Genomic DNA, 15,691 nt, shown 5'->3' on the forward strand with positions numbered 1-15,691 from the left:
GACGCATCATTCTAAGTGTTCCCGGATTCCTCAGTCAAAAAACGGACGAACTGCTTCTGGAATCGCTTGTTCGATGCGCAATTCGAGTGAATCGCCCATCCGGTCAAACGTCGTTTCAATTCCTTCCGCCTGAAATGCCAAATCAGTCCCGACTTGAGCGATTTGGTCGAGCCAAGCGTTACCGGTCAAGGTGAATAATAGGAACCCGGCGACCCCTGCCGCCATGAGTGTCAATGCGAGCGCACCGACGGCCACTCTTCGAATCATTCTTCCAATCTTTCCTCTGCTAGTTGCGCGCATAAATCCCTCTCCCTTGTCTATTTTCTTTCTTTACTGTACGGGAGCGAGCTGAGAAAGAGCGGTGAAACAGATTAGAATTTGATGAGAAAAAAAGGCCACAGCACGCTGCGACCTCAATTTTCTTCAAGCACCGACTTGGCGATCGGCGCCCAATACGTTCCATCCATGGCAGCGACTTCTGCGAGCGTCGTCCGGTACGTGTCGTCCCCGGCCTTCTTCTCGGCGATGCCTTTCATCCATAAGACGTCCGCTTTATACCCTGATTCGGGATACGTCTCGACATAGGCGGCATAGTCTTCGATCTCCGCTTCACCGAGCTTGTTGTCGACGAGCAAGCGATAAAATCCGACCGCCTGTTCTTGACCGGCTTTCGCCTTGCCGACGAGGAGCGCATCGGCTTCCTCGTATCGTTTGTCCGAGACGAGTGTCTCGACTTTAGCGAGCGGGATGACGGCCTGTGCCTCAGGCGACTCGGTCGTCTCGTCCTCGGTTTGGAGCGCCTCGTTCGCTTCTTCAAGCCGGGCGACTTCTTTCTCGAGTTCTTCTAACCGTTTCGCGAGTGCCTCCTCTTCCGTCACCGTCACGACCCGCTCGTCGGAAGCGGACGGCGTCACTGGGGGTGGCGCCGGGTCCGGCCAAAAGGCGAGCGCGACCAGCCCGAGCCCGACGACAAGCGGCAGGCCGAGCCATGTCTTGTCCCACTTGAACGCATTCTTCCAATCTGACAAGTCCGCATGACCGATGACGGCCGGCGAGAACGAACGAAAGCGGCGCTTGGCCGCCTTCTTTCCGTTCGCCTTCACTTCGAGCGCGAGCCCAAGCCGATGAAACGCCGCCGGCACTTTCATCCCGAGAAGCGGTACGATCCGTTCACTTGCCTCGATATAATAGCCATGATCGAGCAGCGTCGTCACGACCTCGAACTCGTTCGCGACGAGGCGAAACGTCGGGTCGTGCTCGCCTTTTCGGACGAGCCATTCGGTCATATCGATGAGCGGCAGTTCCGCGAGTTCCCGATCTGCGAGTGTCCGTACGTCCATTCGTCAGCCTCGTTCAGGATAGAGCGGGAACTTCGACGTCAACGCGCGCACGGCTTCGTGCGCTTCGGTGAGCACCGCCTCATCTTCATGGTTCGTCAAGACGCGTCCAATCAAGCGAGCGACTTCACGCATATCGTCTTCTTTCAATCCGCGCGTCGTCATCGCGGCCGTCCCGAGACGAATCCCGCTCGTCACGAACGGTGATGCCGGATCGAATGGGATCGTGTTCTTGTTGACCGTGATGCCGGCTGCGTCGAGCGCATGCTCGGCCGCTTTCCCGGTGATATCGATGCCACGGAGGTCGACGAGGAGAAGGTGGTTATCCGTGCCGCCCGATACGATGCGGAGTCCCTCTTCTTCTAATCCTTGCGCGAGCACTTGTGCGTTCTTGATGACTTGTGCCTGATAATCTTTGAACTCAGGTTGAAGCGCTTCTCCGAACGCCACTGCCTTCGCAGCGATGACGTGCATGAGCGGACCACCTTGAATCCCTGGGAAGATCGACTTGTCAATCGCCTTGGCGAACTCCTCTTTACAGAGGATCATGCCGCCGCGTGGACCGCGGAGCGTCTTGTGCGTCGTCGTCGTCACGAAGTGCGCGTGCTCGACCGGGTTCGGATGAAGCCCGGCCGCGACGAGACCGGCGATGTGCGCCATGTCGACCATGAGGTAAGCATCGACGCTATCGGCGATCTCACGGAACTTGGCGAAGTCGATTGTCCGCGGGTACGCCGAGGCACCAGCGACGATGAGTTTTGGTTTATGTTCTTTCGCGAGGGCTGCGACAACGTCATAATCGATGTGTTCTGTCTCTTTGTCCACACCGTATTCGACGAAATTGTATTGAACGCCCGAGAAGTTGACCGGACTTCCGTGCGTCAAATGGCCACCGTGCGACAAGTTCATGCCGAGCACCGTGTCACCGGCTTCAAGTACTGTAAAGTAGACGGCCATGTTCGCTTGGGCACCCGAATGCGGCTGCACGTTGGCATGTTCTGCACCGAACAGCTCTTTCGCACGGTCGCGGGCCAAGTTCTCGGCTACGTCGACGAACTCACAACCACCGTAGTAGCGACGGCCTGGATAACCTTCCGCGTACTTGTTCGTGAGCACGCCACCTTGCGCTTCCATGACTGCTTCTGAGACAAAATTCTCCGAGGCAATGAGTTCGATGTTCTCGCGTTGGCGACCGAGCTCGTGTTGCATCGCTTCAAACAATTCCGCATCCTGTACTTTCAACTTCGTCGTGTTTACCATGTTGAAACCCCCTCTGAATGTCTAAAAATCAACACCCCCATCGTAACATATGCTTCTTTTTTTGGGTATCGTCTAATCAGAGGTCAAGTTGGGTATCATAATGAAGAAGACGATCAGAGGAGGATGTTTATGATTGAGACAAAACAGATCACGATTACCCCGTTTGAACGCGAGCGGACGGTTCGGATTTATACACCTGCGGATTACGACACGACGGACAAACGTTATCCCGTGCTCTATATGCATGACGGCCAGAACGTGTTCGCCGACGAGGACGCGAGCTATAAGATGAGTTGGCGCGCCGGCGAGTATGTGGACGCCTCGAAACGCGACTTGATTATCGTCGGCATCGACAGTGCCCCCGGCGAGATGCGACTCGACGAATACGGACCGTGGGAAAACCCATACATCGGTGAGAGCTTGCTCGGTCAAGACGTGACGCTCGGCGGCCAAGGGTCGGCCTACATCGAATACATCGCCCAAGAGTTAAAACCGATGATCGATGCGAACTATCGGACGAATCCGGACGAGACGGCGATGATGGGTAGTTCGATGGGCGGCTTGATCTCGATTTACGCCGCATGTGTCTATCCCGACATCTTCAAACGCGTCGCCTCGTTATCATCGGCGTTCTGGTTCAACCAGACCGAGCTTGAACAGTTGATCGAGTCGAGTGATTTGAGCGGTGTCGAACGTCTATATATGGACGTCGGTCGGAAAGAAGTCGAACAACCGTCAGCGGACGGTCCGACGAACGAAATGTATCTCGAGTCGAGCGAACGCGTCTATGCGCTCCTCCGCGACAAAGTCGACCATATCCGTTTCGAGGTCATCGAGGAAGGCGTGCATAACGAGCTCGCTTGGCGTGAACGGTTCCCGATGGTCCTTTCCTACTTGTTCAGTGAAGAGTTATAACGCAAAAAAAAGCCGGTCCTCGCGACCGGCTTTCGTTTATTTCGCTGGATAGTGGGCCCGGGGGCCGCCAATCAGTTTCGGCCGCGTGACGGCGAACGTGACATACGCCTCACCGAGCTGCTTCGCTGATAAGCGGACCGGGATCGCGACCGGCTTCAAATGCATACCAATCAGCGTCGACCCGATATCGATCCCTGCATCCGCTTGAATCGATTCGACGACGCAAGGCGTATCGAAGCTTTCGTACGCTTTTTCCGCCATCGCCCCGCCCGCTGCGCGCACAGGGACGACCGTCACTTCTGTCAAACCGAACTGTTTCTGCGTCCGTCGTTCGACCGTGAGCGCCCGATTAATATGTTCACAGCCTTGAAAGGCGAGATGGACGCCGGTCTTGTCGCGAAACGTCAGAAACGCTTCGATGAAGTCCGACGCCACATCAATCGAGCCCGCTTTCCCAATCGTCTTCCCGACGACCTCACTCGTCGAACAACCGATGACGAGAATCTTGTCCTCATCTAACGGAAACCGTTCGTGCAACTCCGTCAATAAGTTCAAAAGTTCCGCCTTCATCGTCGTCACTTCGTTTCGTAAGCGCTCATCTTATCGACACGGTTCGAGTGACGTCCGCCCTCGAAATCTGTATCGAGCCATGTCGCCACTAAATCGAGTGCAAGACCCGGTCCGATGACGCGCTCGCCCATCGTCATGATGTTCGAGTCGTTGTGTTGACGTGTCGCTTTCGCGCTGAACGAGTCATGGACGAGTGCCGCCCGGATGCCTTTCACTTTGTTGGCGGCAATCCCGATGCCGATCCCTGTCCCGCAAATCAAGATGCCACGGTCGAACTCACCAGCCGCGACGGCTTCAGCGACCGGAATCGCCACGTCTGGATAATCGATTGACTCGGCCGAGTGTGTCCCGAAGTCCTTATACTCGTGACCAAGCTCTTCCAATAGTCCGATGATGTCTTTTTTCAAGTTAAATCCGCCATGATCGGCGCCAATTGCGATTTTCATTCGTTCATTCCCCCGTCTTCTTTGGTAGGCGTCTCGGTGGTTTTGTCACCTTTGACCCGTCATTCGTCAATTTTAGCACAAGTCGATTCACGAGTGGTTCGAGTTCGTTTCGGACTTGGCGGTAGACGTTCATCGACCCTCCGAACGGGTCATTGATGTCGCGCTCGAGTCCGGTGACGAACTCGTATAACGTGAACGTGCGGTCGGCCAAATCCGGGTACGTGTCCCGAATCTGTTCACGATGCGTCCGTGTCATCGTCAAGATGACGTCCGCCCAACGTCCGAGGACGTCGTCGAATGTCTGGGTCACGTGATCGAGTTCAATTCCTCGTTCACGCAACACTTGGAGTGCATTTTCTGAGGCGTCGAACCCTTGCATCGTCCGCAGCCCGGCCGAACGAATATCGAACTCGTCCCCCGTCACTTTCGAGCGGAGCAGGGCCATCGCCATCGGGCTTCGGCATGTGTTCCCACTACATATGAATAATACGCGTTTCATTGACATCGCGTGATCCTCCTCTATGTCCTTAAGCCTCTTCCTGTGGACGGATGACTTTACCGCCTGCCGCCTTGTAGAGGCGGTTATATACGGCAAGAGCGACTCCCGTCGGTTCAATCCGATTCACGTAAATCTCTTCTACATCCGTCTCATCAAACTTTCGCAACGCCTCATACAAACGCTGGGCCGCCGTCTCCATCGAAATACCGAGGGAGAGAGTGACGTCCGCCGGGGTCGTCGCTTCATCGAATACGAGTGCGCCAACTCGCTTGCCCGTCGCCTGTCGTGTCGTGATGACACGGACGAGGTCATCGCGTCCTCCTTCGACTAAATAAAGAGGAGCGCTCGGGGCGTAATGGGTGTACTTCATTCCTGGTGATCGTGGCGCAGCTGCTTCATCGCTCAAGTTGGCATCGAGAATGACCGGGCCGATGACCGCCTCAATCGCTTCTTTCGTCACGCCGCCCGGACGTAAAATCGTCGCCGGCTCCGTCGTGCAGTCGATCACGGTCGATTCGACACCGATGCCTGTCGGTCCCCCATCCATAATACCCGCGATCCGGCCAGTCAAATCATCTGCCACGTGCCGGGCTGACGTCGGTGATGGACGTCCAGAACGGTTCGCGCTCGGTGCCGCCAGTCCAAGACCGGACGTACGAATCAATTCCAGCGCGGCCGGATGATTCGGCATTCTGAGTCCGATCGAATCAAGACCAGCCGTCACGAACGAAGACGCTCGGCCGTTCGACGGTAAGATGATGGTCAAGGCACCAGGCCAAAACGCTTCCATCAAGCGTCTGGCGACCGGCGGGATGGTTTGCGCGAAATGCTCGGCCTGTTCGACCGAGGCCACGTGGACGATGAGCGGGTTGTCCGACGGTCTTCCTTTCGCCTCGAAAATCTTTTTGATGGCGACGTCGTTCGTCGCGTCTCCGGCGAGTCCGTAGACGGTCTCCGTCGGCATGGCAATCACCTCGCCCGCCTGCAAGAGACGTACCCCTTCCTCAACTTCTGTCGGCTTGATCCATTTCGTTTCCATGCGCAATCCCTTCCCTCACGGCGTAGACGATTCGGTCTTTGCCGTTTATATCTTTTAAAATACCCGTTTCTGCTTCAGGATAACGTTCGGACAGGTACGATTTCACAACTTGTCCTTGATTATACCCGATTTCAAATGCAATCAATTGCCAATCGGCACACAAGACACGCATCGAGTCGGCGATGATCGTTCGATAAAAGTCGAGCCCATCCGCTCCTCCGAACAAGGCGAGGTGCGGCTCATAGCCTGAGACCGTCTCATCGAGCAGTTCGTCCGCCTCGATATAGGGCGGATTTGAGACGAGCACACGAATCGAGTCGTCGGCAATCGGTTCGAGGCAATCACCTTCATGGAAGGACACGTCCGCCCCGAGCGCTGTTGCGTTCCGCTTGGCGACAGCAATCGCTTCCCGGGAAATATCGACTGTCTGGACGCGGACACCGAGTTCGAGACTTAGCGTGACGGCGATTGCCCCGCTGCCGGTCCCGATATCGACGATGTCATCATCGGCCACGTCGGTCACGTGCTCAACGACCCATTCGATCAACTCTTCCGTTTCCGGTCGCGGAATCAAGACGTCCCGATTGACCTCGAACATCCGCCCGTAAAACGGGGCGTGACCAATCAAATGCTGGACCGGCTCGCCTGCGAGCAGGCGCTCGAATCCTGTTCGGAATTTAGATTCCTCATCATCTGTCAATTCGTCGGATAAACGGATGAGCAGTCCCGTCCGGTCGACGTCAAGGACGTGCATGAGCCACCACTCCGCGGTCGAGGCATCGCGCCCCGCGTCAAGAAGTTCCCGCTCCGCTTGCTTCAATCTCGCGGCGATTCGCATCAATCCACGTCCTCCATGAGACGCGCCTGTTCGTCCATGACGAGGGCGTCGATGATATCTTCAAGTTCCCCAGCGAGGACGCGGTCGAGCTTTTGAAGCGTGAGTCCGATGCGGTGATCGGTCACGCGGCTCTGTGGGAAGTTATACGTCCGAATCCGCTCCGAGCGGTCCCCTGTCCCGACGGCAGACTTGCGCTGCGCTGACAGTTCTTCGAGGTGTTCGCTCTGCATCTTGTCATAGAGCCGAGCCCGGAGCACTTTGAGTGCTTTGTCTTTATTCTTATGTTGCGATTTTTCATCCTGACATGAGACGACGAGTCCCGAGGGAATGTGCGTCAACCGCACGGCCGATTGGGTCGTGTTGACCGACTGCCCCCCTGGTCCGGACGACGTGAACGTGTCGACACGGACGTCTTTCATATCGATATGCACTTCGACGTCTTCGGCTTCCGGCAATACCGCGACGGTCGCCGTCGATGTATGGATGCGTCCGCCCGACTCGGTCGATGGGACGCGTTGAACCCGATGCGCCCCATTCTCGAACTTCAATTTCGAGTAGGCACCGGTCCCGTTGATCAGGAACGTCACTTCTTTGAAGCCGCCGAGTTCTGTATAGTTGGCGTCGATCAATTCGGTCTTCCAGTTCTGCCGCTCGGCGAAACGCGTGTACATCTTGTACAGGTCGACTGCGAACAGTGCCGCTTCGTCCCCACCGGCCGCTCCGCGAATCTCGACGATGACGTTTTTGTCGTCGTTCGGGTCTTTCGGCAACAGCAAGACGCGAAGTTTCGCTTCGAGCGCCTTCACTTCCGGCTCGAGAAGCGCCATCTCTTCTTTGGCGAGCTCCCGCATGTCGGCATCGAGTGTGCGGTCTTCAAGCATGAGTTTCGCTTCTTTATACGCCGTGCTCGTTTCTTTATAGTGGCGATATGCCTGTACCGTCTCCTCGAGTTGGGACTGTTCTTTTGAATATTGTCGTAATTTATTCGCATCGCTGAGCACTTCAGGGTCAGCGAGCATCTCATTTAATTGCATATAGCGTTCTTCTAATACGCTCAAACGGTCAAACATGATGATCCGTCCTTTCTCCGTCAAATCGAACTGTCTTCATTATAGCAAAAAACGAACCGCCGAGGGCGGTTCGTGGACGTCAGTCGGCCACTGTATGGCGGACTGGGCGTGGTTTATTCGGGACGTCATGACAATGGCGGCAACGCGGCTCATACGACTCCGAGGCACCGACCAAGATGACCGGATCCTCGAAACGGGCCGGTTCCCCGTCAATCAATCGTTGCGTCCGGGAAGCCGGCGCCCCGCATGACAGACAGATCGCCTGCAGTTTCGTGACGAATTCGGCACGTGACAACAGTTCCGGCATCATCGTGAACGGCTCGCCTCGGAAGTCCATGTCGAGTCCAGCGCAGATGACACGTTTGTCTTCTGACGCCAATTGTTCAATCACATCGACGATCCCTTCGTCGAAGAACTGAACCTCATCGATGGCGATGACTTGTGTCTCTTCGCGCACCGCATCGTACAAATCTTGACTCGATTGAATCGGTACGGCCACGACCGAATTGCCGCTGTGGGAAACGACGTTTTCCTCATGGTAACGGTCGTCAATCGCCGGTTTGAACACTTGGACAGGGATTTTCCCGTAATGCGCCCGACGGACACGGCGGATCAGTTCCTCCGATTTCCCAGAAAACATACTCCCACAAATCACTTCTATCCAACCGTAACGGTTCGTCACATGCATCATTCTACTTCGCCCTCTCCTTCGTTAATCGCTTTCCGATTATAACCATCTTTCGGTCACAGGAAAAGGGTTGACTTCTGACAAAAATCGGAACGGCATGCTCCCGTCCCGATTTCGCTTCATTCGTCTGCCGCTTCTTCTTTTTTATTATCAATCAAATGCAATTTTCGAGCGAGCGGTCGAATCGTCAGCCCGTGTAGTGTCACAGAAATAAAGACCAGTCCGATCGTGAGCGGTAGCATTTGCGACGCGTCGTCAATCCCGAGATGCGCCACTTCTTCTGCGAAAAAACCGGCGACTGTCATGGCGACGATGCCACGCGGGGCAATCCATCCGATGAAACCACGTTCGCTGAGCGGAAGCCCGACGCCGATTGTCGATCCATAAATCGCGAGCGGACGAACGAGAAACAAAATGCCGGCAATCGTCAAAAGAAGCGGCCATTGGAAGATGTTGAGCAGTTCATCGCGTGATAGCGACGCCGTCAACAGGATGAACACCGACGAGATGAGCAAGATCGAGATATCCTCTTTAAATGATTGCAACTCCTCGATGATTTCCTCATCCCGATGTTTCGTGTTCGCCATCGTCATCCCCATCGCCGTCACGGCGAGCAGACCGACTTCGTGCATCATGAATTCACTCAATGAGAACAAGATCAAGACGGCCGTCAACGTGACCGAGGCCCGGAGATAGCGAGGGATTTTCTCACCGACAAACCAGCCCATCAACACGTGCCCGAACAAATAACCGAGACCGATGCCGACGAGACAAGCGCCCGCGAACAAGAGTTGCATCCACAAGTCCATTCCTTCATAGACGATATAACCGATGCGGATGACGAACAGACCGAGCAGGGCGCCGACCGGGTCAACGATAATTCCTTCCCATTTCAAAATGGCACCGACCCGATCCTTTAAATGTGCTTGGCGCAATAACGGGATGACGACCGTCGGACCGGTGACGACGAAAAGTGCGCCCATCGTCCAAGCGACGACCCAATGGAGACCTCCGACGTATTGAATCAACAGTGAGGCCCCGACGAACGACAGCGTCACTCCGATCGTCACGATGCGGACGATGGAACGGCGAAATTGATTGATTTCACTGAAATGGAGGCCGAGGCTCCCTTCAAACAAGATGATAGCGACGGCAAAAGAAATGATCGGGCTATACAGTTCACCGAGCAGTTCTCGCGGGTCGAACAATCCGAGCATCGGCCCGGCCAGTACACCGGCGACCGTCATGACGATGATGGCCGGGATTTGATAGCGCCAGGCCAACCATTGTGACAGAATACCGACACCAATCAATAAACTGATACTAATCAGTATGAATTCCATAAAAGCCCCCTCACGTCAGTCTTTCGTCTCTTTACCCATCAGAAGACAACAAAAAACCGCCAAGGGCAATCCCTAGGCGGTGTGCATACAAGTTGACGATTAACGTTGGTACTTCTTGTTGAAGCGCTCGATACGACCGTCTGCAGATGCGAATTTCTGGCGACCTGTGTAGAACGGGTGCGAATCAGAAGATACATCGACACGGATGAGTGGGTATTCGTTACCATCTTCCATCGTGATTGTCTCGTTAGAGTAACGAGTCGAACCAGAGATGAATTTGAACTCAGTCGTCGAGTCCATGAATACGACTTTACGGTATTCTGGGTGGATTCCTTGTTTCATTGCTTTTCAACTCCTTCGGCCCTAAGTATTCTTTCAACCTAGAGAAAGTTCACTAGAATATAATAGCACCCGGCTCACGGATTTACAAGTCTGTTTTCGTTTTTTTCACCGGGCGTCGACTCTTTTTCTTATCGGCCTCAAGCGCCGCAAAAAAGTCGAGGTTCGTTTTCGTTTCGCGGACCCGCCGCAAGAACTGATCGACGAAATCTGGCGACTCGTTCATCGTCCGTCGAATCGTCCAAAGCGAGTCGAGCTCGCCTTTGCCGAGCAGCAATTCTTCCTTGCGCGTTCCCGAACGACGGATGTCGATGGCCGGGAAGATTCGGCGTTCCGCGAGCTTCCGGTCGAGATGGAGCTCCATGTTGCCCGTCCCTTTGAACTCTTCATAGATGACGTCGTCCATGCGTGACCCTGTGTCAACGAGCGCCGTACCGAGGATCGTCAAACTGCCGCCGTCCTCGATGTTACGGGCCGCCCCGAAGAACTTCTTCGGTTTATGGAACGCGGCCGGGTCGATTCCGCCGGAGAGCGTCCGCCCGCTCGGTGGGACAGACAAGTTATACGCTCGTGTCAGACGCGTGATCGAGTCGAGCAGGATGACGACATCCTTCTTGTGTTCCACGAGACGCATCGCCCGCTCTAAGACGAGCTCTGAAATCCGGGCGTGGTTCTCCGGTGTCTCATCAAACGTCGAGTAGGCGACGTCTGCGCCCGGCACCGAGCGCTGGATGTCCGTCACTTCTTCTGGCCGCTCGTCAATCAAGAGAATGATCAACTCGACGTTCGGATGGTTCGTCGTGATCGAGTTGGCGATCTCTTTTAAAAGCGATGTCTTCCCGGCTTTCGGCGGGGCGACAATCAACCCACGCTGTCCAAATCCGACAGGCGCGATCATGTCCATGACGCGGACCGACAAGTGATTCGGCTCTGTCTCGAGCACCATCTGCTGTTCCGGGTAAATCGGCGTGAGCGCCGGGAAGTAATCCCGATTCCGAGTCGAGTCGGTCGTCTCACCGTTGACCGCTTCGACACTGAGCAGCCCTTGGAACCGTTCATTCTCTTTCGGTTTCCGGACTTTCCCCGTCACGAGGTCCCCGTTGCGAAGATTAAAGCGCCGGATTTGCGAGGCGGCGATGTAGATGTCTTCAGACGATTGAGAGTAGTTGATCGGTCGGAGGAAACCGAAGCCTCCGTCGTTTTGGGACTGCGGGTTTGGCGGGATGATCTCAAGGATGCCTTCGAGGAAATAAAGATCTTTCGATTCAGCCTGTGATTTTAAAATCCGAAACATGAGCTCGCGCTTGCGTGCCTCTCGATATTGGGGCACGTTCACTTCTTTCGCGATTTCATATAATTCTTTCAACGTCTTCGTCTCGAGTTCCCGAAGCGTGTAATTTTTAGCCGGTTCTGTCGTTTGACTCATTCAAGTCACCTGTCTTTCATGATTCTATATTTCAAAAATAAACATTCAATCCTCATTCATCTAATCACAATTCTGTCGAGCCGTCACTGTTTGAAAAACGGCTTCATGACAGTCTATTCCCCTATTGTTGAAAACATAACAGTCTTTTCCCTTTCTATGTAACAAACAAGTCTCTATTCTCGCATATTGTTTCAAATATGTTACAAGAAAACCGTTTTTGTCTCGCGATTGAAAAATGCCATCGGTCTTGCGCATGATATAGTTTATTTGCACAGGAAACCGGGTAATATCCGCAACTTGTGCTCGACTATTGTTTACACACATCGATCATATACAGCCACTTAGGGTTTTATTTTAAAAAACGGAGGGAAATATATTATGTTAAAGCGTTTCGCATCTATCATTGTCGCTGCCACTCTCGCTTTCTCGGGTCTTGCTTTCACAACAGGTGAACAAGCAGAAGCCGCTACCGGAACATTCGCTTACTCGAAAGTTAACGGCTTGAACATCCGCACAGCACCGTCGCTCAAATCGAAAGTCACGACAACGATGAACAAAGGCCAACGCTATACATACCTCGGTAAAGTTGGTTCGTTCTACAAAATCAACTACAAAGGGTCTCACCGTTATATCTCAGCTTCATCGACATATACGTACTTGAAGCCAAACACGAAAACAGCGACTGCGAAGAAAGTAACAACATCTTCTACATCAAGCGCTCGTACGAAACTCGTAGCCGAGTCGAAGAAGTACCTTGGTACACCTTACCGTTACGGCGGAACGACAACTTCAGGATTTGACTGCTCAGGTTACACAGGTCATGTCTACAAGAAAGCCATCAACAAATCGATTCCACGTGATTCACGTTCGCAATACGCAAACTCGAAAAAAGTTTCGAAGTCAGCGATTCAAGCCGGCGACCTCGTGTTCTTCTCACACAACGGCCGCACGATCCAACACGTTGGAATGGCACTCAGCAAAACACAAATGATCAACTCTGAAACAGGCGGCGTTAAATACGCGAGCTTCACATCAGGTTACTGGGCACCACGTTATGTCGGTGCAGGCACGTACCTCTAATTTAAACGATCAAACGACTCGGTTCATCGGAACCGAGTCGTTTTTTTCGTCTGGACGTTTCGTAACACCGTATCCGTGCTCGTCAACACCGAGAACGTCCCATCCGTCTCCAAGACGACAGCCTCGACTTGATTGAAATCCGTCCCGCTCGATCGAATCGCCTGCAACACTTCAATCTCGAGCACCCGTTCCCGGCGCATCGTTTCCTCTAAATATGTCCCGTCATAGTAAAGCAGTGCCGGCGTCGACTTGATCAGTTGATTCACACGTTTCGAGCGGGTCGCCAATTTGGCCATGACGTATTGCATGAACACGAGCGTCGCAAACGCGGTCAGTCCGTTCAGCAGCGGCGTCTGGCGACTCGTGAGTGTCGTCGCCAAAATTGATCCGAGCGCGACGGTGACGATAAAATCGAAGGCGTTCATTTTGGCAAGTGTCCGTTTACCGGAGACCCGCAAGATGAGGATGATCGCCAAATAGGCCCCCACCCCGGTCAGTATGATTTGTAGCATCGTTCGCAGTTGGTCCATCGTCTCCCTCCTTCTCTACTGCTGTTCCACGAAGCGCATCGATTCAATCCCTGTTCATCTTCCGTTCATCTGGCTTCGTTACGATAAAGCCATCACGTTGAAGGAGTTGTTTTATGCCATGGAAAAGATTTGGAGTCTTCGTTTGATTCGCCTCGCCGCGCTGTTCGGTCTCATCGGGACGGCGCTCGGATCGCACATGTCGGGTGCCGGCAGTTATGCCTTTCGTCCGATTCATGCCCACATTCTGCTCGCCGGTTGGCTATCGGTCTTCGCCTGGGGCGTCTTCTATCGCTTGTATGCGGTCCGGAACCAATTACTCGTCACGATTCACGGGTGGACGGCTGTCATCGGATCAATCGGATTGACGAGCGGGATGTGGCTCTATACGATGAACCCGTTCCAATGGAATGAGACCGTCACCCTCGTCTATTTCATTATCGGGGGCACGGTCTCATTAATCAGTTTCATTCTCTTTTTGATTGTCACGTTTATGATCGACCAGGACGAGCGGGGTTGAACCCTGCTCGTCATTTTTGTTTTAAGGCGCCTCGCGCATTCGTCGCTGCGAATACGACCATGATGACGCTCATCGCCCCGGCGACGGCAAGTCCAGCCGATAAGGCGCTCCAATCGATCGTTGGTTGCGTCAAGACGGCACGCATCCCTTCAAAAATATACGTCGTCGGATTGAACGTCGCCGCCACTTTCAGCCACTCGGCCTCAATCAACTCTTTCGGGACGAACGTCGTCGATAAGAAGATGAGCGGGAAGAACAAGAGCGTCCCGGCCTGGGCGGCCTGAGCGTTCCGTGTTTTCAGCGCGACACCGACCGAGTACCCAGCGAAACCGAGGCCGAACCCGATGGCGAGCAACACCGTGAACAAGAAACCAGGCAAACCGACCGGAATCGATAAGCCGAGCAAGAACGCCACCGCGAAGATGAGGAGTGTTTGGACGAGCAGTTGCAACATGCCGGCGATCATCGGGCCGAGCACGATCGCCGTCCGCGTCGCTGGCGTCAGAAGCAACCGGGCGAAGTAGCCGCTCTCGATATCACGGACGAGCGCTTGTCCCGTCCCCCCGGCCCCGCCGACCGCCCCTGAGACGATGGAGACCGGCAAGATGAAGTTCAAATAAGCGCTCCCTTCAAACTGAGGAAGCGACGCGACGCTCGACAATCCGCTCGTGTACACGAGTAGGAAGAACACCGAGATAATCAAGTTCGGGATGAATGAGAACGGATTTCGAATCGTCGTGACGAGACTCCGTTTCGTGAAGAGCCATGTCTCAGTCCACATCGGGCACACCTCCTTCGTATGACTCGCCGGTCACTTTCAAAAAGACGTCGTCGAGCGACGGTTGCTTCACGGTCAAACGTTCCGGTTGAAGCGACCGTTCATCGAGCTGACGCACGACTTCCATCAGCGTATGATCGACGAGCTCGAACGCTACGTGTTGCCCGGTCGCCGCATGACCGAACAGCGCAGCGGCTGCGGCCGCCTCTTGATCGCTGTGAAACGTCATCGCAATCGTCTCGCCGCCGACGAGTCGTTTCAACGCTTCGGCCGTCCCTTCACTGACAATTTTCCCATGATGGATGATGGCGATTCGGTCGGCCAGTTCATCTGCTTCTTCTAAGTACTGAGTCGTCAAGAAAATCGTCGTGCCGAACTCCTCGTTCAGCCGTCGCACCTCGTTCCAAATCTCGATACGGCTCGCCGGATCGAGCCCGGTCGTCGGTTCATCTAAAAACAAGACGGTCGGTCGATGGACGAGCGTGAGCGCCAAATCGAGACGGCGCCGCATCCCGCCCGAATACGTGCCGCTTCTCCGGTCGGCCGCCTCGGTGAGCGAGACGACACGAAGCAGTTCCTCGGCGCGCATCTCCGCCTCTTGTTTCGTCATCTTGAACAACCGCCCTTGCAGGACGAGCAGTTCCCGCCCGGTCAATACTTTGTCGATCCCGGTCTCTTGTAGGGCGACCCCAATCGATAGGCGAACGTCTTTCTCTTGTTTGACGACATCGAATCCGTTCACCCGCGCCTTACCCTCGGTCGGACGGACGAGCGTCGTCAACATTTGCACGGTCGTCGACTTCCCGGCCCCGTTCGGTCCTAAAAATGCGAAGATTTCCCCTTCCTGGACCGAGAACGAGATGCCATCGACGGCAGGGACATCTCCGAACGTCTTGACGAGTGACTCCACTTCAATCATCCTCACACACCTCCTGCCCTTCCTTTCCCGTTCTGCGTGCATTATAAATATGTAGGAACACATCAAAAAAGCCGCGGACATCACGTCCGCGACTCGA

At 54.5% G+C, this 15,691-nt stretch carries 19 protein-coding genes; 3 read left to right on the forward strand and 16 right to left on the reverse strand.

What is annotated here, in order from left to right:
• Positions 1-30: 30 nt before the first annotated feature.
• The 3 genes from KNP78_RS04575 to glyA all read right to left on the reverse strand — a co-directional run bounded on the left by KNP78_RS04575 (position 31) and on the right by glyA (position 2,597).
• Positions 31-267 carry a hypothetical protein gene (locus tag KNP78_RS04575; protein WP_034779230.1) on the reverse strand — a complete coding sequence of 79 codons (237 nt, stop codon included), beginning with the start codon at positions 265-267 and terminating at the stop codon, positions 31-33.
• 146 nt (positions 268-413) lie between these two features.
• Positions 414-1,340, reverse strand: coding sequence for a hypothetical protein (locus tag KNP78_RS04580; RefSeq protein WP_214753689.1), 927 nt, complete (start codon positions 1,338-1,340; stop codon positions 414-416).
• A gap of 3 nt (positions 1,341-1,343) precedes the next feature.
• Positions 1,344-2,597 carry a serine hydroxymethyltransferase gene (gene glyA, locus KNP78_RS04585; protein WP_034779234.1) on the reverse strand — a complete coding sequence of 418 codons (1,254 nt, stop codon included), beginning with the start codon at positions 2,595-2,597 and terminating at the stop codon, positions 1,344-1,346.
• Positions 2,598-2,726: 129 nt separating this feature from the next.
• On the opposite strand from glyA, the gene KNP78_RS04590 reads away from it, so the two are divergent.
• Entirely contained in the window at positions 2,727-3,512 is a 786-nt protein-coding gene (locus KNP78_RS04590) for an alpha/beta hydrolase (protein WP_214708450.1), read from the forward strand.
• Positions 3,513-3,548: 36 nt separating this feature from the next.
• Here the strand turns inward: KNP78_RS04590 and KNP78_RS04595 are convergent, their stop codons facing one another.
• The 10 genes from KNP78_RS04595 to rho form a co-directional block, all read right to left on the reverse strand.
• Positions 3,549-4,091, reverse strand: a complete 543-nt coding sequence (locus KNP78_RS04595; protein WP_152567762.1) for a TIGR01440 family protein — start codon at positions 4,089-4,091, stop codon at positions 3,549-3,551.
• Positions 4,088-4,528 (reverse strand): ribose 5-phosphate isomerase B, encoded by a 441-nt coding sequence (rpiB, locus tag KNP78_RS04600; RefSeq protein WP_021066115.1) that lies wholly within the window; start codon positions 4,526-4,528, stop codon positions 4,088-4,090. Before rpiB ends, KNP78_RS04595 begins: the two co-directional genes overlap by 4 nt.
• Positions 4,529-4,532: 4 nt before the next feature.
• Positions 4,533-5,033: a low molecular weight protein arginine phosphatase gene (locus KNP78_RS04605; protein WP_214764362.1), complete on the reverse strand. Its 501-nt coding sequence runs from the start codon at positions 5,031-5,033 to the stop codon at positions 4,533-4,535.
• A 22-nt stretch (positions 5,034-5,055) separates the two neighbouring features.
• Positions 5,056-6,066 carry an L-threonylcarbamoyladenylate synthase gene (locus tag KNP78_RS04610; protein ID WP_034779243.1) on the reverse strand — a complete coding sequence of 337 codons (1,011 nt, stop codon included), beginning with the start codon at positions 6,064-6,066 and terminating at the stop codon, positions 5,056-5,058.
• A complete protein-coding gene (gene prmC, locus KNP78_RS04615) occupies positions 6,032-6,904 on the reverse strand; it encodes a peptide chain release factor N(5)-glutamine methyltransferase (RefSeq protein ID WP_214823435.1) in 873 nt (290 codons plus the stop codon). Before prmC ends, KNP78_RS04610 begins: the two co-directional genes overlap by 35 nt.
• The gene (prfA, locus tag KNP78_RS04620; RefSeq protein WP_034780138.1) at positions 6,904-7,974 is read right to left on the reverse strand and encodes a peptide chain release factor 1; all 1,071 of its coding nucleotides are present in this window, start codon (positions 7,972-7,974) and stop codon (positions 6,904-6,906) included. Before prfA ends, prmC begins: the two co-directional genes overlap by 1 nt.
• 79 nt (positions 7,975-8,053) lie before the next feature.
• The gene (locus KNP78_RS04625; RefSeq protein ID WP_021066110.1) at positions 8,054-8,665 is read right to left on the reverse strand and encodes a thymidine kinase; all 612 of its coding nucleotides are present in this window, start codon (positions 8,663-8,665) and stop codon (positions 8,054-8,056) included.
• Between the two features lie 116 nt (positions 8,666-8,781).
• Positions 8,782-10,005, reverse strand: a complete 1,224-nt coding sequence (locus KNP78_RS04630) for a cation:proton antiporter (protein ID WP_034779247.1) — start codon at positions 10,003-10,005, stop codon at positions 8,782-8,784.
• Positions 10,006-10,104: 99 nt separating this feature from the next.
• Entirely contained in the window at positions 10,105-10,347 is a 243-nt protein-coding gene (locus KNP78_RS04635; RefSeq protein WP_021066109.1) for a type B 50S ribosomal protein L31, read from the reverse strand.
• Between the two features lie 82 nt (positions 10,348-10,429).
• Positions 10,430-11,770 carry a transcription termination factor Rho gene (rho, locus tag KNP78_RS04640; RefSeq protein ID WP_021066108.1) on the reverse strand — a complete coding sequence of 447 codons (1,341 nt, stop codon included), beginning with the start codon at positions 11,768-11,770 and terminating at the stop codon, positions 10,430-10,432.
• A 378-nt stretch (positions 11,771-12,148) separates the two neighbouring features.
• Here rho and KNP78_RS04645 point away from each other — a divergent pair, with 378 nt between their 5' ends.
• Positions 12,149-12,850 (forward strand): C40 family peptidase, encoded by a 702-nt coding sequence (locus KNP78_RS04645; RefSeq protein WP_034779250.1) that lies wholly within the window; start codon positions 12,149-12,151, stop codon positions 12,848-12,850.
• 23 nt (positions 12,851-12,873) lie between these two features.
• On the opposite strand, the gene KNP78_RS04650 is transcribed toward KNP78_RS04645, so the two are convergent.
• Positions 12,874-13,380 carry a DUF421 domain-containing protein gene (locus KNP78_RS04650; protein WP_214823348.1) on the reverse strand — a complete coding sequence of 169 codons (507 nt, stop codon included), beginning with the start codon at positions 13,378-13,380 and terminating at the stop codon, positions 12,874-12,876.
• 118 nt (positions 13,381-13,498) lie between these two features.
• On the opposite strand from KNP78_RS04650, the gene KNP78_RS04655 reads away from it, so the two are divergent.
• Positions 13,499-13,897 carry a hypothetical protein gene (locus KNP78_RS04655; protein ID WP_214823349.1) on the forward strand — a complete coding sequence of 133 codons (399 nt, stop codon included), beginning with the start codon at positions 13,499-13,501 and terminating at the stop codon, positions 13,895-13,897.
• A gap of 10 nt (positions 13,898-13,907) precedes the next feature.
• Here the strand turns inward: KNP78_RS04655 and KNP78_RS04660 are convergent, their stop codons facing one another.
• Positions 13,908-14,678 carry an ABC transporter permease gene (locus KNP78_RS04660; protein WP_214823350.1) on the reverse strand — a complete coding sequence of 257 codons (771 nt, stop codon included), beginning with the start codon at positions 14,676-14,678 and terminating at the stop codon, positions 13,908-13,910.
• Positions 14,668-15,594, reverse strand: coding sequence for a daunorubicin resistance protein DrrA family ABC transporter ATP-binding protein (locus KNP78_RS04665; RefSeq protein ID WP_034779257.1), 927 nt, complete (start codon positions 15,592-15,594; stop codon positions 14,668-14,670). Before KNP78_RS04665 ends, KNP78_RS04660 begins: the two co-directional genes overlap by 11 nt.
• Between the last annotated feature and the right edge of the window lie 97 nt (positions 15,595-15,691).

Origin of the sequence: Exiguobacterium sp. s28 (assembly GCF_018618135.1) — a bacterium.
GTDB classification, from domain to species: Bacteria; Bacillota; Bacilli; order Exiguobacteriales; family Exiguobacteriaceae; genus Exiguobacterium; species Exiguobacterium mexicanum_A.